The sequence below is a fragment of the Vibrio sinus genome, from assembly GCF_023634645.1.
In the GTDB taxonomy this organism is placed as follows: Bacteria; Pseudomonadota; Gammaproteobacteria; order Enterobacterales; family Vibrionaceae; genus Vibrio; species Vibrio sinus.
Map to the genome: position 1 here is coordinate 264,493 of NZ_JAMKMR010000003.1, position 26,087 is coordinate 290,579.

A 26,087-nucleotide genomic window follows, 5' to 3' on the forward strand; every position below is an offset into this window, starting at 1 on the left:
AAGGTATTGATACTATACGTATCTTTTATTAATTATTGTCGAAAATTAAGTCTGGGTTTAAGACTACAATAGTAGTGTGTTTCTATCAATACTTAATTGGAAAACTTGTAGCAATATTATAAAAAATACTAATATTCATGGAGATAGTGAAGTCGGTGTTTTTTGGTTTTAAGGGATCAAGTGCATATTTAATTTTTTAAAAAAATTAATACTTGCCTTTTTCTACGTAATAACGCTTATCGAATTTTTAATTTATTGTTACCGAGTGAGATTAATACACTTAGCTTAAATAAGGTTTTATTTGAGAAAATCAAGATATTGTTAATAGGGTGTCAGTGAAAATTTTTCTAGGCTGCAAGAATTACTCTCCGGGGGACCTGTGTTAAGACGAAAGTCTTATATTTTGCCTATACCCAATTCACTTCAAGATGCGAGTTTCAGCGAGATAGATAAGGCTTCAATGCTAGGCAGGGAGGTGAGGCATAGTCATTCTACGTTGAACATCCCTAACAACGCAGTGATGCCTTATCTACTCGCCCTTCGGGAGCGATGTGAGTGGCCCACTTTCGCGTCAAAGGCCTTTGAAATGGAGGGCCATTCCTGCAGACCTTTTCCTTAAATTGGGCCACTCACCTCGCTCTGAATTCTGCATCTTGAAGTGATTTGGGTATAAACTATTACCTCTTTCAATGCCTTTACTGTTTTGATTAGTGTAACTTATTGTAAATATGGTAAAAAACACCATTTCAATGCGTTGGATCACAACATTTCTTCGCAATCCTTTTTAGACTACTTGCGATTTTAACTAGGCCGATATACTCAGAATGCACCTCAAGGTCGTTAAGGAATAGAAGCCATATCAAGTTGGTTAGTGGAGATGTTATGACTGTCGGAAAATATTTACGTTGGAAAGATGCTCAGGGCAATGAATTTCGTCCTGTTTCGCTTTCAGGTACAGATTTGCTTAATGACCGTAATCTTAATAAGAGTACAGCGTTCAGCTACGAAGAACGCGATATGTTTAATCTAAATGGCTTATTACCGCCAAGAGTTCAGACGTTTGAAGATCAGATTAAACGAGTCTACAGCGGGTTTAAAAATGCCTCTACAGATATCGAGAAGTATTTGTTTTTGAGATCGCTACAAGACAGAAACGAAACACTGTTTTACGCATTGTTGAATCGATATGTCGAAGAGATGACCCCGATTATCTACACCCCTACGGTGGGTAAGGCTTGTCAAGAATTTAGTCATCGCTACCAAAAAGCTCGGGGCCTGTACATTACAGAGGATAATGTCGATAGTATGGGAGAAATGGCCCGAGAGTTTGCTAGCCAAGATATTAAAATTATCGTTGTGACTGATAGTCAGGGCATACTTGGCTTAGGTGACCAAGGCGTAGGTGGTATGGGTATTCCGATAGGTAAGTTGTCACTTTACACATTGGGCGCTGGCATTCATCCAACACAATGTTTGCCAATTGCTTTAGACATCGGTACTGATAACCCAGATCTGTTGTCCGACCCAATGTATTTAGGTGTGACTAAAAAGCGTATCCGCGGAGACGAATACAGAACTTTCATCGCCAAGTTTGTCGAGCAGGTGACACATCATTTCCCGAAAGCGGTACTGCAATGGGAAGATTTCAGTAAATCGAATGCGTTCGATAACCTGACCGAATATGAAGATGTTGTACCTTCATTTAATGATGATATCCAAGGGACAGGCTCCGTCGTATTGGCGGGCATCATCAACGCGGCTAAAATTAAACATGAAAGTCTGTCTGACCAAGTTTATGCCGTTTATGGTGCAGGCGCTGGTGGGGTAGGGGTTGCAGACCAAATCTTTGCAGGGCTATTAAAAGAAGGCCTTTCGCATGAAGAAGCCCGCGCTCGGATTTATACGTTAGACTCTCGTGGTGTGGTTTTCGACAACCGTGATAATTTAGACGAATACAAGAAACGTTATTCTAAATCTTGGGAGCTCACGCGCGACTGGCAACTTGAACAAGAGGGCAAGGTGAGCTTGCAAGATCTGCTCAATAATGTTCCGGTCACCGTATTACTTGGTTGCAGTGGCGTTGGTGGGGCCTTTACCCAATCACATATCGAGAGAATGCAGTGCTACACCGATAGGCCGATCGTATTCCCGCTTTCAAACCCTACAGATAATTGTGAGGCACTGCCGGAGGACTTATATCGTTGGACAAATGGTAGAGCCATCGTCGCAACAGGCAGTCCATTTGATGATGTGGTCTTTGAAGGTAGCACTCATCGAATCGGCCAAGGGAATAATGTCTTTATATTCCCCGGTGTCGGATTGGCCGCTATCGCAGGCGAAGTAGAAAAAATCACCATGGATATGTTTACCACCGCTTCGTATGCCCTAGCAGAACATGTGTCGGAAGAGGATCTGGCGATGGGATGTGTATACCCTAGAATCAGTGAACTCAAGGAAGTGACTATTCATGTCGCCACGACCATTTTGCAAAGACTAAAAGAAACCGATCCTGTCAGTAAATTGCGCGACAAAGATATTCGCCATGAGCTAGCCTCCCATATGTGGGAGCCCGTGTACCTACCTTATCGTAGAGTATAATGTAAAGCGAACTGGCCGCTGTGTTACTGGCGGCCATTTTCATTCGTCCACACGCCCTAACTGGCTGGTATAATTTCCCAGTCTGTACACTGAAGGTGGTCACTGGTTGCATGACATAGTGCCGACCAGATAGTCACAAAATGCGCTTTCTGAATTTCACTTCCACTGTGCATGATACTATTTGAAATCGCTGTTAATGTTGGTGGTGCACTAATATAAGGGTGGCTATCTTTATATTTTTTGTAAATCCAACTGTCTTGACCAAAGGTATCTTTTAGTTGGGTTTTACGCTGAGAGTTTTTATCATTTTGCTCTCGAACTTTTTGCGCCGCATGCAGGGCTTCGGGTCTTTTTGCCGTAGTTGTATTAAATATTAAGTTTGGTAGGGGAACATTGGCTTGCGTGGTCATTTGGGTATACCCATCTTGCATTAAGCGTAAACGGTCGTTCCCAGATTGTAGGGAAGTGGATGTCAGTGTCGTTGGCCACACTTTGTCGAGTTGGATTTTAGACATTGTCGATGCACTATGGACCCCCATGTATTCATCGGGTAAACCGAGCATATGGCCAAACTCATGTGTCATGACGACATATTTGTGAGGGACCGTACGGTCCACGTCGTCAGGAGTGCGAATGACAATGAGTGCGCCCCCATCTTGGCCTGATACTGTATGGTTTCTTGCCCGTGTCTTTAAAAATTTTATCGCATCTTTAGCCCACTGTTGAGAGTCGTCAGACACGATAGCAAAATTATCTCCAACAATGCGCTGGTTGATATAATTAGCAATAGAAGTCGCTCGTCTAGATTCTAAATTTCTTGTTAATAAGCTGTCGTTTTTTCCCTTAAGGCCGATGACATAGGCTTTAATGCCAACAACGTCGGGGGTTCTTCTTGTTCTGACGATGGATAAGAATTGGTCTAAATAGACTTTCATGCTTGACGTTAAAGCGTGTCTATCAGAAGAAAACGTTAAGAAGTCTCCATCTCCCGCAGGTAGTAGGCCACGTAACCCCGCCCGGATAAGCCCTTCTTTATAGTTAAATATTCGATCCTGCTTTATAGTTAAATATTCGATCCTGCTTTTTGGTTATATCGACTTCGTTAGCGAAGTTATTCACGCCACATACGTGGGGTACGACACCGTGATTGATACCTCCACTCGATTTATATCGTGCGATTTTTTTTACTTCAACAACATAGCGGCAGTAGGCTGGATTGGTCACTTCTGCAATGACAAAATTAATGTTCATTACAAACTCTTCCCAATTTTGTTTAATGCAGCGGATTTGGTACAGATTCGCCCATTTATCTAAAATGACGCGACGAGCATTTCTTTTGAAGTCGTTCTTCTCACTCATGGTCCAAGTCAGCTGGTCCTGGCTATTATCGAGGAAACGATAAAATACCTTTACCACGACGGTAATCTTTTTTTTGTGTGGCTCGGCTTTAAGGTCAAACTTTCCGATGTTGGTGGCAGGCACAAAGTCTTTGACGACTAACTTACCTCTGATGCCTTCTCTGATAAAATTCTCTTTCATCTTGAACTCCTGTCATCATGCCTATAACCAATGTTTGACTGTAGCTCATTGATTTTGCAACTAGAGTTTTGCTAATTCCCGTTGTTTTGTGAATCAGTACGCTTGATATTTAGTCTTGTTGCACGTTAATTCAACTTATAGGTATCATGCCCCTGATTTTCTAATAGAGGGTATTGAAGACGAATCGTTTTTAATATCACATGTAGTCTAGATAACTTCGATAATATTAGTTCATAATGTTCAGTTCGTTCATAATAGTCAATCACACATTCTAATCTTTTTATGTTTACGTATATTCTGGTTATGCTTTTATTTATAGACTCTAAATCTGTTTCTTTCATAGTAAATATAACTCTATAATGATTCTATCAAAGCGCTATGCTAAAGGTTGTAATTTTTGTTTAAGTGACGCGAAATAACATGCACCCTATCAAGATTAACTCTCATTTCTTCTAGCTTAAACTTTATTTCTTTAGTTTTTATTGAATCAGGATCCAAGTTGTAAGTCTTTGATTCTATGTGATCTATATCATAGATAATATTGCTGATAATATCTTCAATAAATTGATGTTCCATCTGAAATCCACCAAATAGCTCAATTTTGCTAACACTAGCACATAAAAGTATGTTGTTTGATAATTTTAAATATAATAAAAATAAATCAGACTGTTAACAAGTTAAATTATTTATAATAACATTTCCGTTTAATTTTATGAGTGGCAATCGGTAGGGTAGTAGTAGAGTTAGTAAGTAAAAAAGTAATTTTCTAATGAAAGAGAATTTTTAAGTTGGAAATAATATGAAAGGAGAATGAGTTGAAATTTTAATTTTTAAAATGCTACTCAAGTAACCTCTACACTGCTGTCAGGAAATAAAGCTTTGCTTATCCGAACGTATTTGTTCTGTCGAGGTTACTTGGCTATATATCTTACCCACCTTTGTTTAACTAAGTGCTAATCTAATTTGCTATGACGAGTGTTTAGTTGCACTTTTCAAAGGTTTGTTAGGTTTTCTTTGCCACAAAGTCATGCCCGATAGATATGACTTTTTGGTTATCTTAGTCATAAGAATTATGGCACTTACGTGGATGCCTACTGCGATCATAGTCAAGTTAGCGAACACCTCATGAATGCTTTCGAAGATATCCTTGTCCCCGAACAAGTTTTGTTCTATTGACCAGCCTGTAAATGCGGTGAGCAATAAAAGCGTCCACATGGTCCAAATCATAATGGCCCCCGCGGGGTTATGCCCAACATGGTCGTCTTTCTTGGTTGAAAACACTTCTTTGATATGAGTTATTGCCGAGGGGATCGACGGTTTGAAACTACTCAACCTTGATGGTGAACGTGCAACCAACCCCCACATAAGCCGAATTACTACCGCGCCAGCGACTCCATACCCCACCCATTGATGAATTAGGCTGCCTTCTTCGGTCAAAAAGTAATTGCTTAAAAATAAGATAGCGACAGTCCAGTGTGTGAGTTTGACTAAAATATCCCATTTATGTACTTGTGCCATGGTTTCCTCTCCCGATTTTGGTCTACATAAAACACGATAACGTGGGAAACTTAAGGAAAGCTTAAGAGGGAGATATTACTGAATTTAACCGATTATAATTAGTAACAGTTTTGCCTCTCTTGCTGTATTGGAGAAGTTTATACTGGCCAGAGCGCAGGTAATGTAGGTAGGCCCCTTCAGTAAATATCGAGTTCCTGTGCAAATACAAAATGCAATGGAGCGCGATAATGGCAAAAGTTATTCTTCTAACAATTGGTTTGTTTCTTTCCATGATGGTTCAGGCACAGGAGAACAATTTATCTGCAAACATGAAACAAATGAAATTAGAATTTAATCTAGCTGTACAGGCAGTAAATCTCGATGAAATGCGTGTCCCTATATCAAACCTTCAACGCTTGGTCTCACAGAGCAAAGCGTTAAATCTCCCTATTGAAAAGCGTTCAGTTTATCAAGAAGGGTTTAAACGGCTCAGTGCAGAGTTAGATAGGATTCAAGTAAAAATAGACACGCTAGATTTGGCGGGAGCGAAAGACGCGTTACAGGAAATCGATTCGCTTCGCGTCGAGTATCACAACAAACGAAACCCAAGTATATGGGAAAGGTTATTTTGTTGATAACTTTATGGTAGGGTGCCTAATTGATTCTCAAGTTTTAGCACTTGCCATGTAAATGCTGGTGCATGTAATCGATAAACACGCGTAACCTTGCCGGCATATATTTAGTCTGGCGGTATTGCATAGCAATGCCGCCATGATAGTTACTTTTTATCGTCCAATCTGGCAACACTTGAATGACGGTTTGCTCTTGTAGTGCTTCTCTCACAACGAAATCATGAAAAATACCAATGCCTAAATGCTCTTTCACGCCTTGTAGCCTCAGTTGGGATTGGTTAACCGCAAATCGTCCTTTTACTGTTACAGTATAAAACTCATCACCTTTTAGAAAATCCCATACATTGTCATGAGAGACCTCACCGAGAAACAAACAATCGTGATCAATCAGTTCAGTCGGGTGTGTTGGGGTACCACATTGATCAAGGTAGGCTGGGCTAGCACACAACACTAAGTTTGTGTCGTTGATTTCCTTTAACACTAAGCTCTCATCTGGTTTGTCTGTGAGTTTAAACGCGATATCAATGTCTTGTTTGAGCAAATGTATATCACCATCTATGGCTTTGACCTTAAGTGAAATTGCTGGGTACTGAGACAAGAAGGGCGCAATAAGAGGTTGTAGCACAGAGTGCAAAAAAGCTTCTGGCGCCGCAACGGTAATTGAGCCAGATGGTTCAGTATGATCTTGCTTGGATACTTCAACTGCTTGCTGGGCAGCGTTTAACATGATGTTGGCTTGGTCGTAAACCCGTTGACCCGCTTGCGTAATGTTGAGCTTTCGAGTTGTCCGCTCTAACAACTTAACCGACAGCGCATTTTCTAATCGAGTAATTAGCTTACTCAAAGCGGATGGAGTCACATCCAACTTTTTAGCTGCGGCGGTAAAACTGCCTTCATTGACAACGAGTATGAAACTGGCCAAATCGGGTAGAAGTGACACGAGTTTTGTGTTTTGCATGTAAAGACCAATTGGGGCGTAAGTGTTTGCTAGATTATCTACTAAATTATGACGGGAATCACTATTTTGATATTAACTAGTAGGGTTTGATTGCTGAGAAATTGACGAGCTTATTGAGTTGAAAATCATAACTAATTGTTAAAAATGAAAATAAATAACTCTTCCCTCAAGTATCTAAATTTGTGCCTGAAATTCATTAAAGTTTTTCCACCTCTAGGGATAATGCGTTTCGCTAGATTCCATTACACTGATGCCAAACTATCCTACTTGTAGGCGTTAAGTGTTGGCTAGTCGCCTGCAATACCTGAACTCTAGATAAAAAAAGCAAGGAATTGAGTATGTCATCTTCACTTTATGAGCAACTTCGTAATCAAATTGAAGAAGTAAAGTCAGAAGGCTTGTACAAAGCAGAGCGTGTTATCACTTCACAGCAACAAGCCTCTATTTCTATTTCAACTGGTCAAGAAGTATTGAACTTCTGTGCTAACAACTATCTAGGTTTGGCTAACCACCCAGAATTGATTAAAGCGGGTCAAGAGGGAATGGATGGCCACGGTTTCGGTATGGCTTCTGTTCGCTTTATTTGCGGTACTCAAGATATCCACAAAGAGCTTGAGCAAAAGCTGTCCACGTTCTTAGGTAAAGAAGATACGATTCTTTATACCAGCTGTTTCGATGCAAATACTGGCCTATTTGAGACTATTTTAGGCAAAGAAGATGCGATCATTTCTGACGCACTAAATCACGCATCTATCATCGATGGCGTGCGTTTGTGTAAAGCCATGCGTTTCCGTTATTCAAATAACAATATGGAAGAGTTAGAGCAACAATTGATTGCCGCTAAAGAAGCGGGTGCACGTAACACTTTAATCGTTACTGATGGTGTGTTCTCTATGGATGGTGTTGTTGCTAACCTTCCTGCCATTTGTGACCTAGCGGATAAGTACGACGCGTTGGTCATGGTTGATGATTCTCACGCAGTGGGCTTTATGGGTGAAAACGGCGCGGGTACGCATGAATACCATGATGTCATCGATCGTATCGACATCATCACAGGTACATTGGGTAAAGCAATGGGCGGCGGTTCAGGCGGTTACACTTCTGGTAAAAAAGAGGTGATTGAATGGCTGCGTCAACGCTCTCGTCCATACCTATTTTCAAATGCAGTAGCTCCTGCCATTGTAAGCGCGTCTATTCGCGTTATTGATTTACTTCAAGAAAGTGGTGACCTGCGTAAACGCTTGTGGGAAAACTCAACGCATTTCCGTACTCGTATGGAAGAAGCTGGTTTCACCTTAGCTGGCGCTGATCACGCTATTATTCCTATTATGTTAGGAGATGCAAAAGTTGCCGCTGAGTTTGCTGAGCGTGCGCTTGAGAAAGGTATTTATGTCATCGGGTTCTCTTTCCCGGTTGTACCAAAAGGCCAAGCGCGTATTCGTACTCAAATGTCAGCAGCGCATAGCCGTGAACAACTGGATAAAGCCATTGATGCGTTTATCCAAGTTGGTCGTGATATGGGGATCATTGACTAATGAAAATCAAGGCGTTAGCAAAATTAAAGCCTGAAGAAGGTATTTGGATGACGGAAGTGGACAAGCCTGAGCTTGGCCACAACGATTTGCTCATCAAGATTAAGAAAACCGCCATTTGCGGCACCGACATGCACATTTACAACTGGGATGAATGGTCTCAGAACACCATTCCAGTTCCTATGGTTGTGGGCCATGAGTATGTTGGTGAAGTGGTTGGTATTGGCCAAGAAGTTCGTGGTTTCGACATTGGTGATCGCGTTTCTGGAGAAGGTCACATCACCTGTGGGCATTGCCGTAATTGTCGTGGCGGTCGTACACACTTATGCCGAAATACGATTGGTGTAGGTGTCAATCGTACTGGTGCTTTCTCTGAGTACTTAGTGATTCCAGCGTTTAATGCGTTTAAAATCCCGGAAGAGATTTCAGACGATTTAGCATCGATCTTCGACCCATTTGGCAACGCGGTACATACTGCGTTATCGTTTGATTTGGTTGGTGAAGATGTTTTGATTACTGGTGCTGGTCCAATCGGTATTATGGCTGCGGCTGTGGCAAAACATGTCGGGGCTCGTCATGTTGTGATCACTGATGTGAATGATTACCGCCTCAACCTAGCAAAAGAAATGGGCGTGACACGTGCGGTTAACGTGGCCAACGAAAGCATCGAAGATGTCATGTCTGAGCTGGGCATGACAGAAGGCTTTGATGTTGGATTAGAAATGTCCGGTAATCAGTCCGCGTTTGCCTCTATGCTAAAAACCATGAATCACGGTGGCCGAATTGCGCTATTAGGTATTCCTCCATCAGACATGGGTATTGACTGGAACCAAGTGATTTTTAAAGGTTTGGTTATCAAAGGCATTTATGGCCGCGAAATGTTTGAAACCTGGTACAAGATGGCATCTTTGATCCAATCCGGTCTTGATCTAACGCCAATGATTACTCACCACTATAAAATTGACGATTTCCAGAAAGGCTTCGATGCTATGAAAAGCGGACAATCTGGTAAAGTTATTTTGGATTGGGAATAGTAATCTCATAAGTGAATAAGGCGCGTCATCAGCGCCTTATTATTTTTGATAAAACTCAATTGCTCTGGCTCTTGCAAACTTATGCTCTACAATGGGTGGAGGATATGAGTTTCCTAAATCGTTTTCCTGCAAATATTGGTGTGGAAAGTGAATATACTTATCAGGTACTGACCTCAGTTCTGGTATGAACTTACGAATAAAGTCTCCTTGTGGGTCGAATTTTTCACTTTGTGTAATGGGATTAAAAATTCTAAAGTAAGGTTGAGCGTCGCAGCCAGTGCTCGCTGCCCACTGCCAGCCTCCATTGTTCGCGCTAAAATCTCCATCAATTAGGTGTTGCATAAAAAACGCCTCTCCCCACCTCCAATCAACCAACAAATGCTTCGTCAGAAAGCTGGCTACAACCATCCTTAAACGATTATGCATCCAGCCAGTTTTAAGTAGCTGACTCATGGCGGCATCGACCAAAGGGTATCCAGTTGTTCCCTCACACCATGCTTGAAAGTCTTGTTTGTCGTTTAACCAATTGAGCTGGTCATATTTGGGGTTAAAACCACGTCCCTTTATTAGAGTAGGGTGGTGGAAAAGGAGGTGTTTATAGAAATCACGCCAAATCAGCTCATTGAGCCAACTGAAATCTGGCCGGTTGGTATCGTAGAGGACTTCAGGACTACGCTGTATCAATAGATGAACAAGCCAGCGTGGGCTAAGTGCACCGATTGCCAGATAGGGTGAAAGCCCTGATGTACCTTTTATGGCTGGGAAGTCTCGATGAGTTTTGTAGTCAGCAAGTTTATTGGTAAAAAATTGAGGTATCACTTGGTCAATAACAGTATCTATCAGTGGCCAGTTTGTGGAGTCGGCTTTTTGATATTTGAACTGACAATAGTTAGAACTCTCTAAGTTTGAATGCCGAGCGTTTGAGTCTTGCTGTGGTGACGGCGAAACTTGAATACCGTTGGCCTGAACATAGGTAAGCCACGCTTTTTTAAAGGGAGTAAAGACTTTAAACATACTGCCTTGTTTGTTTAACACCGAACCGAGTGGCGCTACCGTATCGCATTGATGAGAGATAGTGCGAAAACCATTTTCTCCTACACATTTGTCTCTAAGGCATTCATTGAGTTCAAGTTCTTGATTCAGATAGATAACCTCAATGCCTTGTGAGTGGCAGTAATGGCATATTTGCCTCGTTTGGTCAGAGTAGTCTGTTGCTTCTAGACAAGCCAGCTTTATGCCTAGTGAGTGTAATTCGTGGTTTAAATGGTTCACGTGACGTTCGATAAAGTCTGCTTGCAGAGGTGACAGCTTGTGCTGCTCCCATTGTTTTGGAGTGGCGATGTAAATCGCTTCTCGTACGCCTTTTGAGTAGGCTTCGTGTAGCGCTGGGTTATCAATCGTGCGAAGGTCACGCCTAAACCAAATTATACCTTTCAATACCCGTACCTTAGTTTTAGCTCTTGTGGATGCGGACTCAAATAACTTTGCTCAGACAAGTATTGAATTGGATACTCACTCAAATAGTGCTTAATCAATGAAATGGGCACCAACAAAGGTGTGAGCCCCTCTCTAAACGAGCTGATCTCTTTAGCCAGTGCTTGCCGTTGTGTGCTGCTAAGGTGTTTTTTAAAGTAGCCCTGCAGGTGTTGAAGAGTATTAGCGTGAGATTTTCTCGAAGCTTGGTATGTAAGAGCGGCCATTAGGCCTGATATATATTGCTGAGCTTGATCTTGAATGGATAAATCCGCACGAGCTAGCAATTGACCAAGCGATTTATAGCTTTCATAGTGGTGGCTCATCACAAGATACTTTTGCTTGGTGTGAAACTCAATAAGTGCGTGTTTGTTTAATGTACGCTGCTTTAACGCCAACCATTTATCGTATGTGAAAACACGAGTGATAAAATTCTCTCGCAAAATGGGGTCGTTGAGTCTGCCATTCTCTTCGACAGGCAGAAGCGGGAGAGCTTGCATAATTTGACGAGTAAACACGCCTATCCCGTTAGATTCTGAGCCTTGGCCATTTTGATGATAGACTTTCACTCTTTCCATACCACAAGTTGGGCTTTTTGCACACACGATAAAGCCCGATAAGTCATCACATTTGTTAGAGTGGGCTTTCGCAAAATCGATGAGATCTTGCGTGACATCCCCAGTTCCATCAGGGCGGGATACCTTGATTTCTTCACCACACTGAATTTGTCGAATCGTTGGCCGCGGAATGGGTAATCCAATCCCGACTTCTGGACATACAGGCATAAACTCGGCGAATTGTGCTAGCTCTTCGCTACAAAATTTGAGATTTTTATGTCCGCTGTCAAAGCGAACCTTTTGACCGATTACACAGGCACTAATGCCTATTTTTAGCTTCCTTGCCATTTTATTTATCCGATGTAGAGAAATAAACGAAAGTAGCGCTTTACCTTAAGCATATTCTGCACGTCTTAGGGAGCAAAGTTAATTAAAGCAGACATATAACGTTGAACGCAATCTTCATAGAGGAAAGCTTTGCGGCAGGTGCAACTATTTCGGTAAATCTTATCAACGAGCTTTAATGAGGTTGCTAGCCAAAACTACCACTAGCTAGCAACGTTCATGGTCAGCTGCAAGTCCAGTTTGATTTTAGACAGTTTTCTTGTAATAGCCGTTCGTGTTTTTTCAACGTCTGCGACTGCTAGGCTATTACTGGTTGAGTGGATATCGACGTTAACGCGTAGCTCTCGGCCGATTTTTGTCACGCCAGCCAGCTTAATATCTTGTTTGGTTTGTGTATTGACATCAGCAACGCCCTGATCAACCGTTTGGTAGATTTCTTTATTGGGAGACATCATTAATAGCTCTCTAAAGGCTTCTTTCAACATATCGAAAGGTACTTTTACAAAATAGCCAGCCATGGCAAGCATCATCGCTGGGTCGGCGTAGACAGAGAGGTGAGCCCATGGAGATTTTGAGATTAACCATGCAGAAACAAACCCTACCATAACGACAAAGCTCAGGAGTGTATCCATCTTCCACTGTTTGGCTTCTGCCTCGATGAGCCCGGAAGAATAGCGTTTGCTTTTTTGTCTGATGGCCCACCATACGTAGCCGCAGGCTAGTGTACTCACAAAACCAAATAATGTGGCAAGTGAAGTATCGACTGGGCGTCCACCATTGAGCAACGCTAAAACAGCCGAATAAATGGAGTAGCTAACCACGATAAGGATAACTGCGCCTTTGATAGCAATGACGGCAGGCTCTAGCATGGCTTTGCCGAAAGGGAAATGTGTTTTGGCTGGTGACTCAATGTACCGAGCTGCAGCGAGTGACAATAAAGTTAACAGTAGACTGACTAAAGAATATACACCGTCAAACGTGATGACAATTGAGCTAGCAAGTAAACCTAAAACCAGTCCAGCAAGCGCAAAGCCTGCGGCAGCAAACGCTGAGAAAGTGAGTAACCGTTTTTCGTTTAAACTTGTTTTAGCACACATAAAGCCAACCATGTTATGAACACATTGTTATTGTTTGCTTAACTGGGCCAATATACAAATGCCATCTTTCCCGTATACCGAATATATTTAGCTGAACTTTAGGAAAGCAAATAAAAACAATAGGATATATGATTATTAAGGTGTCAAAAATATTGGCAGCGACTGTTTTTTAATCAATTGTGGGTTGAGTAGATGGTAGGAAATGTGACTAAAATCTGGCTAAAAATCAAATAAATATTCGTTTAGCTTGTCGGCAAGCCAAGTCATTCCGGGGTGCTCTAACATGCCAGATGCGGTGAACATGCAATAATCTTCTTGAGTTAAACCATAAGTATGTTTAATCACAGCCAGCCTTTGTTCTCTTAAATGATGGCGAATAAGAGGCTCGGGCAATACTCCCCAAGCTTCCTCTGATAGTATGGTATTCAACATGTAGTCGAAGCTCGAGAATCCGATGTATCGGGTGGAAAATGGTTGTAATTCTGGATTGTCTTTCTCATTGAGATAAACCATCACAGCTTGCATTTCATCTCTAAGTACTTCATCCGACACACGCCTTAGCTTGCAAAGAGGGTGACTGTTTTGACAAACTGACATCATGCGAATCTTGCCAAGCGGATTATAGGTGATCTTTGGATCGTCCACACGTTCATAATCTACACCAAACGCGAAATCAACTTGTTGCGTTGCGACTAAATTCGCTAGATCTCCAGTAGATGCTAATACAAGATTAAATGAAGTGGCAGGGAACTTGTTGTTTAGTCGATGTGCTAAATCTTGCCAAAGTTCATCGGGTAACGAGTCGTCACGAGCTATCCAAACCTCGGCGTTAAATTCTCCTGACACCTGTAAACAGGTTTGTTTGATTCTTGCCGACGTTGCCAACAGGGTTTCACAGTCTTTGTAAATCGCCTTACCCGCCTCAGACAATGTGAGCTTATTGCCACTGCGAGTGAACAATGAGGTTTCGAGCTCTTTCTCTAACGCCTTTATAGCCATACTCAGCTTGGTTCGGTTACAATCGAGCTGGCGCGCAGCTTCAGACACCGACCCAGTGTCGGCGATGGTACAGAAAGCTTCGACTTGATTCAGATTCATAGCATGCTCTTAAATAGTGAGTACCTGAATAATAAACAAAATTTTCCATATTGTCTTTTAAGGTGATATAACAATGGTAGTCGTTTGGCATAGAGGCCAACGGGAAAGTAAATTGGGAGAGAAGTATGGCGAGTGAATGGGATGAGTGTGCGGAAACTTGGGAGCAAGATGAAGCGACAACTATCTTTGCGGACCAAGCATTTCAACACCTTACCAACGTCGTCGAGTTAGACGATTTAGAAGTGCTCGATTTTGGTTGTGGCACAGGGTTGCTAAGCGAAAGGTTATCACCTCAAGTAAAAAGTATCGTTGCACTTGATAGCTCAGAGTCCATGATCGAGCAGCTGGATAAAAAAATGCTTTCTAATGTGGAACCTGTTGTCGATATGCTAACTCGTGGACTTGTTGCCCAGCACCCGGCGTTTCGTAAGCAATTTGATCTGGTAGTTGCATCTTCGGTTTGCGGCTTTCTACACAGTTTTTCTGAAGCCGCCGACATTATCTATGCCATCCTAGATAATGGTGCATCATTTGTGCATTTTGACTGGCTATTAGAGGAAGGCGAAGAAGGGATGGGCTTAACCAAGAGTAAAGCCAACCAAGTATTGACAAGCGTGGGTTTTGACAACGTTGAAGTCAGCGTGCCCTTTGAGATGCAAACAAAAATGGGTACAAAAAAAGTCTTAATGGGTGTGGCGAAAAAGTCTTAAAGTCCTTCGAATGAATGAGTTAAAAAGGGGAGTGTTTGTTGATGAACACTCCCTTTTTCCTTTTGGTCGGTACAAGCTAGCTTTCTGCGGTGATGATTTGCTCTATTTCTTGTAATACATCAGGGTTGTCTATTGCGCCGATATTGCTGACGCTTTTACCATTTACTACTTGTTTTACCGCTAGCTCGACGATCTTGCCTGACTTGGTTCTCGGAATATCGCTGATGGCATAAATTAACGAAGGGATATGCCTTGGAGAGCAGTTTTGCCTTAAGCGGGTCTTGATTTCGTCAATGAGCTCACTCGTTAATGTTTGTTCGGGTATCAGCTTGACGAACAAGACAATCCTTTCATCGCCTTGATGGGCTTGCCCAACCGCGACTGAGTCTAAAATGAGCTCTATTTTGTTGACCTGACGATAAATTTCACCCGTTCCAATTCTCACGCCACCTGGATTCAATGTGGTGTCACTTCTTCCATAAAACATGATGCCCTGGTTGGTGGTAACTTTAATATCGTCGCCGTGGTGCCACGTATTGGGGTACTTGCTCCAATAGGCGTTATGGTATTTTTCACCGTCATCTTGCCAGAATCCGAGCGGCTGATTAGGAAAGCTGTTTAAACAAACCAGCTCTCCACGCTGATCATAGAGGCGGTCGCCTTGCTCACCAAATGCGGCTACGTCTAACCCCAACCCTGGGGCCTGGCATTCACCTTTAAATACTGGCGAAATTGGATTGCCTAATACAAAGCAGCCGCATATATCTGTGCCGCCGGAAATTGACGCCAAATGTAGGTCGGCTTTAATGTTGGAATATACGTAGTCAAATTGCTCTGGATACAGCACCGAGCCAGTTGAACACAGCGTCCTTAATTTTGGTAGGTCGTAATGTTGGCTAGGACACAGGTTTTGTTTTTCAATGGCCTCGAGGTATTTCGCTGAAGTGCCGAATAAAGTGACTTCGGCCTCTTGAGCAAGCTCCCAAAGTACACTTGGCATGGGGTACATCGGGCTACCATCATAAATAACCAAAGTTGCACCACTCGCTAACGTGGATACATGCCAATTCCACATCATCCAACCACATGTTGTGTAGTAAAACACCTTATCTTGAGGTTGGATGTCACTGTGTAATTGATGCTCTTTTAGGTGGTTTAATACCGTTCCGCCAACACCGTGTACAATACATTTGGGTTTACCCGTGGTGCCAGAAGAATAAAGGACAAATAATGGGTCGTTAAACGATACGCGCTGATAGCGGATTCCTCTGGGGATATAGCTTGCTACGATGGCTTCCCAATCGGAGAATTCACTATTGCTGTGATCGTGACGATTACTATCAAGCAAGTACTCTATTTGGCAGGTATTTTGGATACTTGGGATCGCTGCAACAATATCCGCGTTTTTGCCGTGCATTTCATAGGGCTTGCCATTGAATGTGTATCCGTTACAGCAGAAAAGTATTTTTGGTTTTACTTGGCCAAAGCGCTCTACCACGCTCTCGACGCCAAAATCTGGCGAAGTCGATGTCCAAACTGCCCCTAAACTTGTGGTAGCAAGCATGGCGATGACCGCTTCGGGTACATAAGGTAAGTATCCCGCGACAACGTCACCTTTCTCAACCCCGTTTTGCTTCAACCATTGCTGCATGATCGAGACTTGATCACTGAGTTGTTGCCAGGTGAGTTTACGATTTTGACCACACTCATTCTTGAATTGGATGGCAATTTCATTGGGCTGTTGGAAGGCGTAGGAGAGGAGGTTTTCGGCGTAATTAAGCTGAGCTTGTGGGAACCAAATGGTGTCTCTATTTGGGTAAAACTCACCCCATTTGGCGATGCCCTCACCGTGGATGCAATCGCCCATAAATCCGATTACATCACAAAACTGCCACACTTCTAACCAAAAGCGTTTCTTATCTTTTACAGACCAATCCAGTAGTGACGAGTAGTCTGAAATGGATTCGCCCTGCATATTAATATGCTTGATAAATTGAGAGAGGTTAGCGCCCTCAATGCGTTCTTTGCTTGGTGTCCATATGGGTTCAGAGTGAGGCATGGTGGGAATCGTTCCTATTGATACGTCTGTTATAAGTGTTGGTAAATTTTAATCGAAAGTCAACCTAATTATCCATGAGCATCCTAATGATATATATAGGAAAATAGTAGCATGTAAACTATATGTTACATGGAGGTTAATGAGCAAATGAGCCAAGATATTGGCGTCGAAATTTCAAAAGGATAGGCTTAAAGTATCAAACGGGAAAAGGAGAGGTTTGATGACTCAATACCATTCCAAACCAGTGAATAAACAAGGCTTTGTTGATTGGAGTGACGACGAAAACAGTATTTGGCATGATCTGGTGGTTCGCCAGCAAAAGGTTATTAATAATCGAGCCTGTAAAGCGTATTTAGATGGCTTAGATTTACTTAATCTACCTATTGATGAAGCGCCTCAATTACCTGATATTAATCGCATTCTTGTTAAAGAAACCGGCTGGAAAGTGGAACCAGTACCTGCACTAATCAGTTTTGATAAATTTTTTGCTCTACTCGCCGATCGTAAATTTCCAGTTGCAACCTTCTTGCGCTCTCGTGAAGAGTTCGATTACTTGCAGGAGCCAGATTTCTTCCATGAGATATTTGGCCACTGCGCTATGTTAACGAATCCGGATTTTGCGTCATTTACTCACACTTATGGCAAACTTGGACGGAGTGCGGACTCCAAAAGGAGAGTGTATTTGGCGCGGCTCTACTGGTTCACAGTAGAATTTGGCCTCCTGAAGGAAAACGGTGAAACCAAAATTTACGGTGGTGGCATATTGTCTTCACCTGGGGAAACCGTGTATTCACTGGACAGTGAGAAACCATTGCGCGAGTCGTTTGACCTACAAACGGTGTTAAGAACACCGTACCGAATTGATATTATGCAGCCCATCTACTATTTATTAGATAATCTGAAAGAGCTTTACCGTCTAAGTCAGGTTGATCTGATTGAACAAGTGGATGTGGCTATGAAGGCACAATTGCTGCCCCCACTATTTAAAGCAAAGGAAGTAACAAATGCTGAATGAACTGCGATGTGAAGCATGTAGTAAAGATTCGATAGCGCTTTCAGAGACGGAAAGACAATCATTGATTTTAGAGTTGGATAATTGGGTGATTGTCGAGAGAGATGGAATACCTCAGCTGGAAAAGGTGTTTAAATTCAAAAACTACAAACAGGCTTGGCATTTTTCAAACCAAGTCTCAGAATTAGCTGAGCAAGAATTCCATCATCCATCTATATTATTGGAGTGGGGTAAGGTAACCGTTACTTGGTGGAGCCATTCAATCAAGGGGTTGCATAAAAACGATTTTATCTGCGCCGCTAAATGTGATGAGTTTGCCGGTCAATAGAAACGGCTTAGTCGTCACCAGAGACTCAGTGAATAGATTTAAACGGTTTAAACAGTCTGACACAGAATCCCCTTTCAACCCGGGTGTCAGGCTGTTTTTTCTTTTCGGGTGGTATCCAAATTATTTAGACTTCGCTCTAAATCCATCAGTTACTTTCCACAAAGACCTTTATTGATTGTCTAACAGTTCTTGGAGTAGCTTTGCTTCTTGTTGGTAGAGCGACTTTAAGTAGCTAACCTTGTTTATCAAAAGATTAAGCTGTTTCTCCAGCTTGTAATTACTTAACGCATAATGCGTGCTGGTAATGGCATTTCGAACCAGTTTGGCCTGATTACAATGTTCGGATATTTCTTCCCATTGCTGTTGCATGTTTTGAACCTCGGGCAGGTTGGCAACTAAACGCGCTTCTTCTTCGGCCAGCTGTGAGACAACCATGTTGGCATTATATATTTGTTGATTGACCTTAAGCTGCAGGCTTCCACTATGAGGGAGCCAAAACTGTTCCAGTTCTGCAGGGGAAAAGTCTTGAAAGAGGAATTGCTTTTGTCGGTGCAAGTACAGCATATGATTGAAAGACGAGGCATGTTTGTTGTACCAGTCGTCAAGTTGTTGTTGCTCTTCTAGTGCTAGATTCCATGATTTTTCTTGGCAATGCTCACCCTTTGCCCCTATGGGTAAAGCGAGTGCGATAATGGTCGCTATAGTAAGAGTGATATGTTGCCAAGTCATAAGGTGATGTATAGCACGTTTTAAAATGTGATAACTGTAAGTATAGGGAAAAATATCAGCCTTACCTCTCGAATTTTTGGAGATTCTTTGTATGAAAAAACTTGTGATGGTTTTGCTGCTTGTGCTGGGGCTTGCGTGCGCAGGGGGAGGCTATTATATATTCGTTTTAAAACCCGAGTTGGACGCGGCAAAACAGAAAAAGCCCAAAAAAGTGGAAGAACCGAAAGGCGAAGAGCCTAAGGTAGAAAAAAAAGCCCCACCTCCACCACCTATCACAGATTTCTTTGTAAGCCCCGCACAACTTGGGATACGAAATGCGCCAAGTTACGATGCATTCATCAATGATCACATGTATCGAGGTGATAAAGTTAAGATTTTAGAAAGGAAAGGGGATTGGGGCAGGATATCTCGCTACTATGTGTATGCCGAAGGTGGTAAAGAAGAAGCAGATTGGTTACCTATGGCAGGGCTGAGCCCCACAGCACTAGTGGTCAGCGAAAAAGAGCGAATGGCAACCTTAACTGCATTTATTGGTGAATCGGACAATTTCAAAGAGCATGACAAAGCGTTTCTTAAAGCTACAGACATGCTGCTTAAGCAAGATAAATGTCGTCCAAGCGACTTTCAGGAAACCGAGGGTTGGGTGAAATCAGTCAAGTATAAGGATAGGGAAGTGTATTTTGTGTATTGTGGCGGGTTGAATTTGTCCAATAAGATCTACTTAGATGTCCAAACGGGAGAAACGTTTCATTGAGGGGAAGTTGTTCAATAACCAGCTGTTTTCTGAGCAGTTGAGCGTCTCATTGTGAGTTTTAGAAAATTTTAGTTGCAGTTTGACAATGGTTTGCCCTAGTATTCACGCTAGATTTTATGCAGCTATTGTTTTGTAAATGCCGATTCGCTTTCTAAGATATATTGTTATCTCACTTCTTGCGACTATTTTGCCGTCGCAAGCGATGGCTAATTTGTTACAGAACGATGCGAACAGTTCTTCATCTCGTTTAACACTACAAACCACGTCTCAAGTCAACCTTAATGAAGCGTTCGGCGAGTGTGGGAAAAACGAGACGACTCAGTGCTCTCCTACCTCCTCTAGTGCCCAGAATAAGTCCTCAACGTTTGAAAACCTTGGCGTGAGTCGCTGGAGCTCTTCAAGAACTGAGTCTGACAATACGCAACCTATTCACCCCAATTCTAGTAAATTAACACCTCCGACTAACCAGCCCGTCCAAAACGCTACTCAGGTAGCAACGAAGACGACCAGTACTGAGTTTAACTCAAGTCATCGTATTTCTGGCTGGAAAGAAACCAACGCGCATTACGTTGCGCTGAACAGTCAAAACGCCTAATTTCCACCTTTCATCATGTGTTAGCGGATAAGCCTGCTGGCTTATACGGTATTTGCATATGCTGATTTCATTTATTTGGTCAGGATTTAGGTGCGCAGTTGGCTACCTATCTTGCTCAAACTTTCTTATCTAAATTAGAACTTACTATGAATACTCAGACTCGTCGTTTGAGCAAATAGGACGTATATGAAGAACAATAAGCGCATACTCAATCACTATTCCAAATGGAAATATGTGTTTTTAATTGTAGTAGTGGTCATTCTGGCGCTCAGTGCGATACCAACTTGGTACGGTGAGCAGCCATCTATTCAATTAACCATGGCTCATCCAAATAAAACGATTGATTCGGTTCCAAAGTTGGCGAGCTTTTTGAAAGACAAGAACATCGTTGTCGACAAAATCACCCAGAAAGGTGAGAAGACGACACTGATATTCAGCAATGAAAACGATCAAACACTTGCACGTCAAGCTTTAAACCCATTTGTGGGTAAGAAAGACACCATCACCTATTCTTTCGTTTCTGTTGCACCACAATGGCTTAGTGACCTAGGCTTTGCGCCAATTAAGCTTGGTCTTGATTTACGTGGCGGCGTGCAATTCTTGCTTAACGTTGATGTAGATAAAGCGTTCTCGGAACAGCGCAACACTATGGTTGACGACATCCGCGATATGCTCAGCAAAGCTAGCTTGTATGGTGTTAGGTTCAAGAATGATACAACAGTTGGATTTGATGCGGTTAGCAACAACTCAGCGGCACTAGATAAAGTTCAAAATTACGTGCAAAGCAACTACTCTGGCTGGTCAGTGAAGCATTATTCTGACAAGTTAGTGGTTCAGCCTACCAAGTCGAATCGTGAAGAATTCCAAAACGCGACAGTTCAGCAAAACTTGAAGATCATGCGTGATCGTATCGAGCAGCTAGGTATTACTGAAGCGCTAGTGCAACGCCAAGGTGCCAACAAAATACTGATTGATCTTCCAGGGGTACAAGACCCAACGAAAGCGAAGAAGATTATCGGTGCAACGGCAAGTTTGGCTTTTCATGAAGTGATCCCACCTACGCAACCAATGACAGCAGACGACATCGTTCTGAAAGACAATAAAGGCGAAAACGTTGTATTAAACCGTCGACCTGTTCTAACCGGCGAACACATCATCAATGCTCGTGCAAGCGTTGACAAGATGGGTATGGCGGAAGTTGATATCTCGCTTGATCACGCTGGTGGTAAGCTGATGAGTGCATTCTCTGGTACTCACATTGGTAAACCAATGGCAACCGTTTACCGCGAGTATCAAACGAATGCCAAAGGCCAAACTGAGCGTAAAGAACGTGTCATCAGTGTCGCGACCATTCAGTCGAAGCTTGGTAGCCAGTTCCGTATTACAGGGGCGGGTAGCTTGCAACAAGCCCAACAATTGGCACTGCTTCTTCGTGCTGGCTCACTAACAGCGCCAGTCACCATTGTTGCAGAGCAAACCATTGGTGCATCGCTGGGTGCAGAAAACATTCATAATGGTTTTGCTGCGCTTGCACTAGGTATGGCATTGACACTGACGTTTATGGCGCTGTGGTATCGCCGTCTGGGTTGGGTTGCTGACGTGGCGCTACTGGTCAACATGGTTTGTTTGATTGGTCTTATTGCGCTTCTGCCGGGTGCGGTGCTAACGCTTCCGGGTATTGCAGGCCTAGTACTAACCGTCGGTATGGCTGTCGATACCAACGTGCTTATTTTTGAGCGTATACGCGACAAAATACGAGAAGGGCGTTCGTTAGCTCAAGCCATCGATCAAGGCTTTAGCTCAGCATTTAGCACTATTTTTGATGCGAACGTGACCACTATGATCACTGCCGTTATTTTATATTCAATTGGTAATGGTCCAATTGCTGGCTTTGCAATGACCTTAGGCTTAGGTCTTCTAACCAGTATGTTTACCGGTGTATTCGCTTCTCGCGCAATTATCAACTTAGTTTGGGGTCGTGACGGACGTCGAGGTCTGAAGGTTTAAGTTATGTCTGAATTCTTTAAGAAAAATATTCGTAAAACCCGCTATATCACTGGCATTGTATCGGTTACTTTGATTGTCATCTCTCTAGCCGCATTTGCTATTCGAGGGTTAAACTGGGGGCTAGACTTTACTGGCGGTATGTTGACTGAAGTGTCCGTGGATGCCAGCCTAACTAACGTAGATTTGTTAAAAGCGATTAAACCCGTTTACGGCGAGTCGGCCAGTGTGACTCATGCAGGGCAAGAAGGTCGTTGGCTTATTCGTTATGCCATTCCTAAGAAAGGTGATAAAGAACCTTCTATGGCGCAAACCTTATCTAAGGTGTCCAAATCAGTAAAAGTCGTCAGTACTAGCATGGTGGGTTCACAGGTCGGTAAGAGCATGGTAAACCAAGGTGGACTTGCGTTAATTACCTCTTTGCTGTGTATCCTTGGCTATCTTTGTTTCCGTTTTGAATGGCGTTTGGCAACAGGTTCATTGCTTGCGTTATTACACGACGTTATCTTGGTACTAGGCTTTTTCGCTGCAACGCAAATGCAGTTTGATCTTACGACATTTGCTGCAGTGCTAGCGATATTGGGTTATTCACTCAACGACTCTATCATTGTTTCGGACCGTATTCGCGAGCTACTGGTGGCAAGACAGCGCGATCCTATTGAGAAAATCAACGATGATGCCGTTGTCGCGACATTCTCTCGTACCATGGTGACTTCTGGTACGACGTTGCTGACGGTAGCGGCACTATGGTTAATGGGCGGCCAAGCGCTACAAGGTTTCTCTACCGCGATGTTCATCGGCATCCTGTCTGGGACTTGGTCTTCGATTTCTATAGGTACTGTGTTACCTGAGTGGTTTAAGCTTGAGCCTAAGCACTACTTGCCAGTCGAAGTTGATGCGGCGCCGTAGCGCGAGTCAATTTATTCTTTACCCTTAGCTCAGGTACTTTAGCTAGGAAAATAGAGTGAATATGTAGCCTCTTCACAATCGTGTGAAGAGGCTTTTTTATGTACAAAAGTTGGCCTTGTAGATTGTAAAGCCTCACTTATTGCTGGGTATTTTCAGCTAAGAATGCTTGGAACTCATACCAAGACTTCCTATCAGCGTCTTCTCGATACCTATCGGAGTCGAAAACGGTGAAGGCGTGTGGAGCACCACTGTATGTGATCATTTGGTGAGGCACTTTTGCGCTTTCCAACTCGTTAGCTAGCGTAGCGAACTGATCCATTGGGATAGCGGTATCGGCCGTGCCGTGTAAAACCAGTATCGGCGCAGTTGTGTTGTCATACGACTGACCCGGTGGCGTTTTCAAACCACCATGAAAAGTGACGAAGCCTTTCGCGTTCATTCCAGCTCGTGCTGATTCCAGAACCGCGGCACCACCAAAGCAGTAACCCATGACGACAACGTTGTCCGTATTGCCGCCTAGTGCGCCTGCTTTTTCTAGACTTGCTTGCATAAGGGTACGTAATTTTTGTCTGTCTTTATACAATTCACCGGTATGCTGGCGCTTATCTTCCACTTTTGTTGGACGAACGCCTTTGCCAAACAGATCAGCAGCAAACACGTTGTAGCCGCGCTGATTAAGCATTTCGACACGCGTTTTTTCGTAATCCGTTAACCCATCCCAATCATGTACGAGGAGAACCAGTGGGGCATTGCTATCAACTTTTGACCAGTAACCTTCATACTCAGCACCGTTAACCTCGTATACAACATCATTTCCAGCAAGAGCCTGAGTAGAAAATAAGACTATTGCCCACGCAAACCAATTTTTCATGCGACCTCCTGTTGTCAAAATAAACCTTGTTTGAGAAAAGTTTAGGCAAGTAACCAATGAGAGAAAATACACAAATCTAGATGTGTGACCTGCTATCCGATTAATATTGTTAACAGTGATTTCCGGGTACGCAATTTGTTACTTTTTTAACGACTTCAGGTAGGACTAGGATGAGGGTATACTAAAGCGTGCAAATCTTAGTTTCCTGAATTCAAGAAGTTATCTATGTTAGACAAAACCATAAAATTTATTGCCGCCGATATGGACGGGACGCTTTTGGACGAAAATGGACAACTCGATCCTGGTTTTTTTCGTCTATATGAAAGACTAAAACAGAAAAATATTCTCTTTTCTCCTGCATCAGGACGCCAATATTTTAGCCTGAAATCTACGTTTTCCCCTGTTGCTAATGACATGATATTTATTGCAGATAACGGCACGTTAGTGATGCAGGGGGGACGTGAAATCTACAGTTCTACCATCGACACTCAATCCGCTCTGGAGGTGGTTAAGCTAGCTAAAGATATTGATGGCACTCACGTTGTATTATGTGGGAAAAAGTCAGCGTACGTTGATACCCAATGCACGAGCGCGTTAGAAGAGATCAAAAAGTATTATCACGAATGTCTACAAGTCGGTGATCTTTTGCATGTAGACGACGAATTTATCAAAGTCGCTATTTTGCACTTTGATGGCTCGGAAGACCGTATTTATCCATCAATTAATGAAGCCTTTGGCCAATCTCTCAAAGTGGTGGTGAGTTCTAAGATCTGGCTAGATGTGATGAATGCTAGTGCTTCAAAAGGCGATGCCATTCGCCACTTGCAAACAATGTTGGGTTTTACCGCAGATGAAACGATGACGTTTGGTGATTACTTCAATGATGTGGAAATGCTACAAGCGAGCCGCTATTCCTACGCGATGGCAAATGCACACGAGGGTGTAAAGCAATATGCACGATATCAAGCACCAAGCAATAAAGAAAATGGTGTTATCCAAGTGATAGAACAATATCTTGATACGTTAGATAAGGATTAAGAGGAAATTGGCGATGAAGTACAAGTGGATTTTATTTGATGCAGACGAAACGCTATTTCATTTTGACGCATTCAGCGGTCTTAAGCTGATGTTATCAAGAAAAGGTGTCGAGTTTAGTGAAAGTGACTACCAAGACTATAAAGCATTAAACAAGCCTTTGTGGGATCGATATCAGCAGGGCACCATTACGGCTCATGAAATTAAACTCACTCGATTTGATGCATGGGCGAAAAAACTGAACACGACGGCGCTAGAGCTAAATGTGTCCTTTCTTCAAGCAATGGCTGATATTAGCACGATGTTACCGGGAGCAAAGGAACTGATAGAATCACTAGCAGGTAAAGTAAAGCTCGGCATCATTACCAACGGATTTAGCGACTTGCAATTCGTTCGCTTGGAAAAACATGGTTTAGATGATCATTTTGAACATGTAGTTATCTCAGAAGAAGTTGGGGTGGCGAAGCCAGACAGAAAGATTTTTGAATTTGCCATGAATAAGATGGGACAGCCAGATAAAAAACAAGTCTTAATGGTTGGAGACAATTTACATTCAGATATCTTGGGTGGTAGGGATTATGGTTTTGATACTTGCTGGTTAAATAGCGAAGGCAAAAACGCTGATGGTGAAATTACACCGAATTATACAGTTAGGTCGCTGACTGATTTACGAAACTTATTGGTGGATTAGAACCAGATCCTTTCAGCATTACTCACTTAC

At 42.7% G+C, this 26,087-nt stretch carries 24 protein-coding genes; 13 read left to right on the top strand and 11 right to left on the bottom strand.

The annotated features are described in order from the left end of the window. The first annotated feature begins 882 nt into the window (after positions 1 to 882). Positions 883 to 2,598: an NAD-dependent malic enzyme gene (locus M9194_RS05115; RefSeq protein WP_250611558.1), complete on the top strand. Its 1,716-nt coding sequence runs from the start codon at positions 883 to 885 to the stop codon at positions 2,596 to 2,598. A gap of 56 nt (positions 2,599 to 2,654) precedes the next feature. Here M9194_RS05115 and M9194_RS05120 read toward each other — a convergent pair whose 3' ends face one another. The 3 genes from M9194_RS05120 to M9194_RS05130 form a co-directional block, all read right to left on the bottom strand. After that, entirely contained in the window at positions 2,655 to 3,533 is an 879-nt protein-coding gene (locus M9194_RS05120) for a hypothetical protein (RefSeq protein WP_250611559.1), read from the bottom strand. A 103-nt stretch (positions 3,534 to 3,636) separates the two neighbouring features. Further along, positions 3,637 to 4,137, bottom strand: coding sequence for a hypothetical protein (locus M9194_RS05125; protein ID WP_250611560.1), 501 nt, complete (start codon positions 4,135 to 4,137; stop codon positions 3,637 to 3,639). A 966-nt stretch (positions 4,138 to 5,103) separates the two neighbouring features. Next, entirely contained in the window at positions 5,104 to 5,655 is a 552-nt protein-coding gene (locus M9194_RS05130; RefSeq protein WP_250611561.1) for a cytochrome b/b6 domain-containing protein, read from the bottom strand. 227 nt (positions 5,656 to 5,882) lie between these two features. Here M9194_RS05130 and M9194_RS05135 point away from each other — a divergent pair, with 227 nt between their 5' ends. Next, entirely contained in the window at positions 5,883 to 6,269 is a 387-nt protein-coding gene (locus tag M9194_RS05135) for a cytochrome b562 (RefSeq protein ID WP_250611562.1), read from the top strand. Between the two features lie 37 nt (positions 6,270 to 6,306). On the opposite strand, the gene M9194_RS05140 is transcribed toward M9194_RS05135, so the two are convergent. Then, positions 6,307 to 7,224: a LysR family transcriptional regulator gene (locus M9194_RS05140; RefSeq protein ID WP_250611563.1), complete on the bottom strand. Its 918-nt coding sequence runs from the start codon at positions 7,222 to 7,224 to the stop codon at positions 6,307 to 6,309. A 338-nt stretch (positions 7,225 to 7,562) separates the two neighbouring features. Between M9194_RS05140 and M9194_RS05145 the strand changes: the two genes are divergently transcribed. After that, on the top strand, positions 7,563 to 8,759 hold the full coding sequence (locus tag M9194_RS05145) for a glycine C-acetyltransferase (RefSeq protein WP_250611564.1): 1,197 nt from the start codon (positions 7,563 to 7,565) through the stop codon (positions 8,757 to 8,759). After that, complete coding sequence (tdh, locus tag M9194_RS05150; protein ID WP_250611565.1) at positions 8,759 to 9,790, top strand: L-threonine 3-dehydrogenase; 1,032 nt, start codon at positions 8,759 to 8,761, stop codon at positions 9,788 to 9,790. The genes M9194_RS05145 and tdh overlap by 1 nt, the downstream gene beginning before the upstream one ends. Before the next feature lie 39 nt (positions 9,791 to 9,829). Here tdh and phrB read toward each other — a convergent pair whose 3' ends face one another. The 4 genes from phrB to M9194_RS05170 form a co-directional block, all read right to left on the bottom strand. Further along, positions 9,830 to 11,227, bottom strand: coding sequence for a deoxyribodipyrimidine photo-lyase (gene phrB / locus M9194_RS05155; protein ID WP_250611566.1), 1,398 nt, complete (start codon positions 11,225 to 11,227; stop codon positions 9,830 to 9,832). Then, positions 11,224 to 12,168, bottom strand: a complete 945-nt coding sequence (locus tag M9194_RS05160; RefSeq protein ID WP_250611567.1) for a YbgA family protein — start codon at positions 12,166 to 12,168, stop codon at positions 11,224 to 11,226. Before M9194_RS05160 ends, phrB begins: the two co-directional genes overlap by 4 nt. A 200-nt stretch (positions 12,169 to 12,368) precedes the next feature. Next, the gene (locus tag M9194_RS05165; RefSeq protein ID WP_250611568.1) at positions 12,369 to 13,262 is read right to left on the bottom strand and encodes a cation diffusion facilitator family transporter; all 894 of its coding nucleotides are present in this window, start codon (positions 13,260 to 13,262) and stop codon (positions 12,369 to 12,371) included. Positions 13,263 to 13,481: 219 nt separating this feature from the next. Further along, entirely contained in the window at positions 13,482 to 14,360 is an 879-nt protein-coding gene (locus tag M9194_RS05170; RefSeq protein WP_250611569.1) for a LysR family transcriptional regulator, read from the bottom strand. A gap of 125 nt (positions 14,361 to 14,485) precedes the next feature. On the opposite strand from M9194_RS05170, the gene M9194_RS05175 reads away from it, so the two are divergent. Continuing rightward, entirely contained in the window at positions 14,486 to 15,070 is a 585-nt protein-coding gene (locus M9194_RS05175; RefSeq protein WP_250611570.1) for a class I SAM-dependent DNA methyltransferase, read from the top strand. A 76-nt stretch (positions 15,071 to 15,146) separates the two neighbouring features. On the opposite strand, the gene M9194_RS05180 is transcribed toward M9194_RS05175, so the two are convergent. Beyond that, complete coding sequence (locus M9194_RS05180; protein WP_250611571.1) at positions 15,147 to 17,129, bottom strand: acetoacetate--CoA ligase; 1,983 nt, start codon at positions 17,127 to 17,129, stop codon at positions 15,147 to 15,149. Between the two features lie 220 nt (positions 17,130 to 17,349). On the opposite strand from M9194_RS05180, the gene phhA reads away from it, so the two are divergent. Next, positions 17,350 to 18,144, top strand: coding sequence for a phenylalanine 4-monooxygenase (gene phhA, locus M9194_RS05185; protein WP_250611572.1), 795 nt, complete (start codon positions 17,350 to 17,352; stop codon positions 18,142 to 18,144). Then, entirely contained in the window at positions 18,134 to 18,469 is a 336-nt protein-coding gene (locus M9194_RS05190; RefSeq protein ID WP_250611573.1) for a 4a-hydroxytetrahydrobiopterin dehydratase, read from the top strand. The genes phhA and M9194_RS05190 overlap by 11 nt, the downstream gene beginning before the upstream one ends. A 168-nt stretch (positions 18,470 to 18,637) precedes the next feature. On the opposite strand, the gene M9194_RS05195 is transcribed toward M9194_RS05190, so the two are convergent. Further along, the gene (locus tag M9194_RS05195) at positions 18,638 to 19,198 is read right to left on the bottom strand and encodes a hypothetical protein (RefSeq protein WP_250611574.1); all 561 of its coding nucleotides are present in this window, start codon (positions 19,196 to 19,198) and stop codon (positions 18,638 to 18,640) included. Positions 19,199 to 19,289: 91 nt separating this feature from the next. Here M9194_RS05195 and M9194_RS05200 point away from each other — a divergent pair, with 91 nt between their 5' ends. The 4 genes from M9194_RS05200 to secF all read left to right on the top strand — a co-directional run bounded on the left by M9194_RS05200 (position 19,290) and on the right by secF (position 23,460). Further along, positions 19,290 to 19,952: a hypothetical protein gene (locus M9194_RS05200; RefSeq protein ID WP_250611575.1), complete on the top strand. Its 663-nt coding sequence runs from the start codon at positions 19,290 to 19,292 to the stop codon at positions 19,950 to 19,952. A gap of 136 nt (positions 19,953 to 20,088) precedes the next feature. Then, on the top strand, positions 20,089 to 20,547 hold the full coding sequence (locus M9194_RS05205; protein WP_250611576.1) for a hypothetical protein: 459 nt from the start codon (positions 20,089 to 20,091) through the stop codon (positions 20,545 to 20,547). Between the two features lie 186 nt (positions 20,548 to 20,733). After that, positions 20,734 to 22,554 (top strand): protein translocase subunit SecD, encoded by a 1,821-nt coding sequence (gene secD, locus M9194_RS05210; protein ID WP_250611577.1) that lies wholly within the window; start codon positions 20,734 to 20,736, stop codon positions 22,552 to 22,554. A gap of 3 nt (positions 22,555 to 22,557) precedes the next feature. Further along, on the top strand, positions 22,558 to 23,460 hold the full coding sequence (gene secF, locus M9194_RS05215; RefSeq protein WP_250611578.1) for a protein translocase subunit SecF: 903 nt from the start codon (positions 22,558 to 22,560) through the stop codon (positions 23,458 to 23,460). A 136-nt stretch (positions 23,461 to 23,596) separates the two neighbouring features. On the opposite strand, the gene M9194_RS05220 is transcribed toward secF, so the two are convergent. After that, the gene (locus M9194_RS05220) at positions 23,597 to 24,331 is read right to left on the bottom strand and encodes a dienelactone hydrolase family protein (RefSeq protein ID WP_250611579.1); all 735 of its coding nucleotides are present in this window, start codon (positions 24,329 to 24,331) and stop codon (positions 23,597 to 23,599) included. 225 nt (positions 24,332 to 24,556) lie between these two features. On the opposite strand from M9194_RS05220, the gene M9194_RS05225 reads away from it, so the two are divergent. Together M9194_RS05225 and yjjG are read left to right on the top strand one after the other, a co-directional pair. Next, complete coding sequence (locus M9194_RS05225) at positions 24,557 to 25,369, top strand: Cof-type HAD-IIB family hydrolase (protein WP_250611580.1); 813 nt, start codon at positions 24,557 to 24,559, stop codon at positions 25,367 to 25,369. Positions 25,370 to 25,382: 13 nt separating this feature from the next. Next, on the top strand, positions 25,383 to 26,057 hold the full coding sequence (gene yjjG / locus M9194_RS05230; RefSeq protein WP_250611581.1) for a pyrimidine 5'-nucleotidase: 675 nt from the start codon (positions 25,383 to 25,385) through the stop codon (positions 26,055 to 26,057). The last annotated feature ends 30 nt before the right edge of the window (positions 26,058 to 26,087 follow it).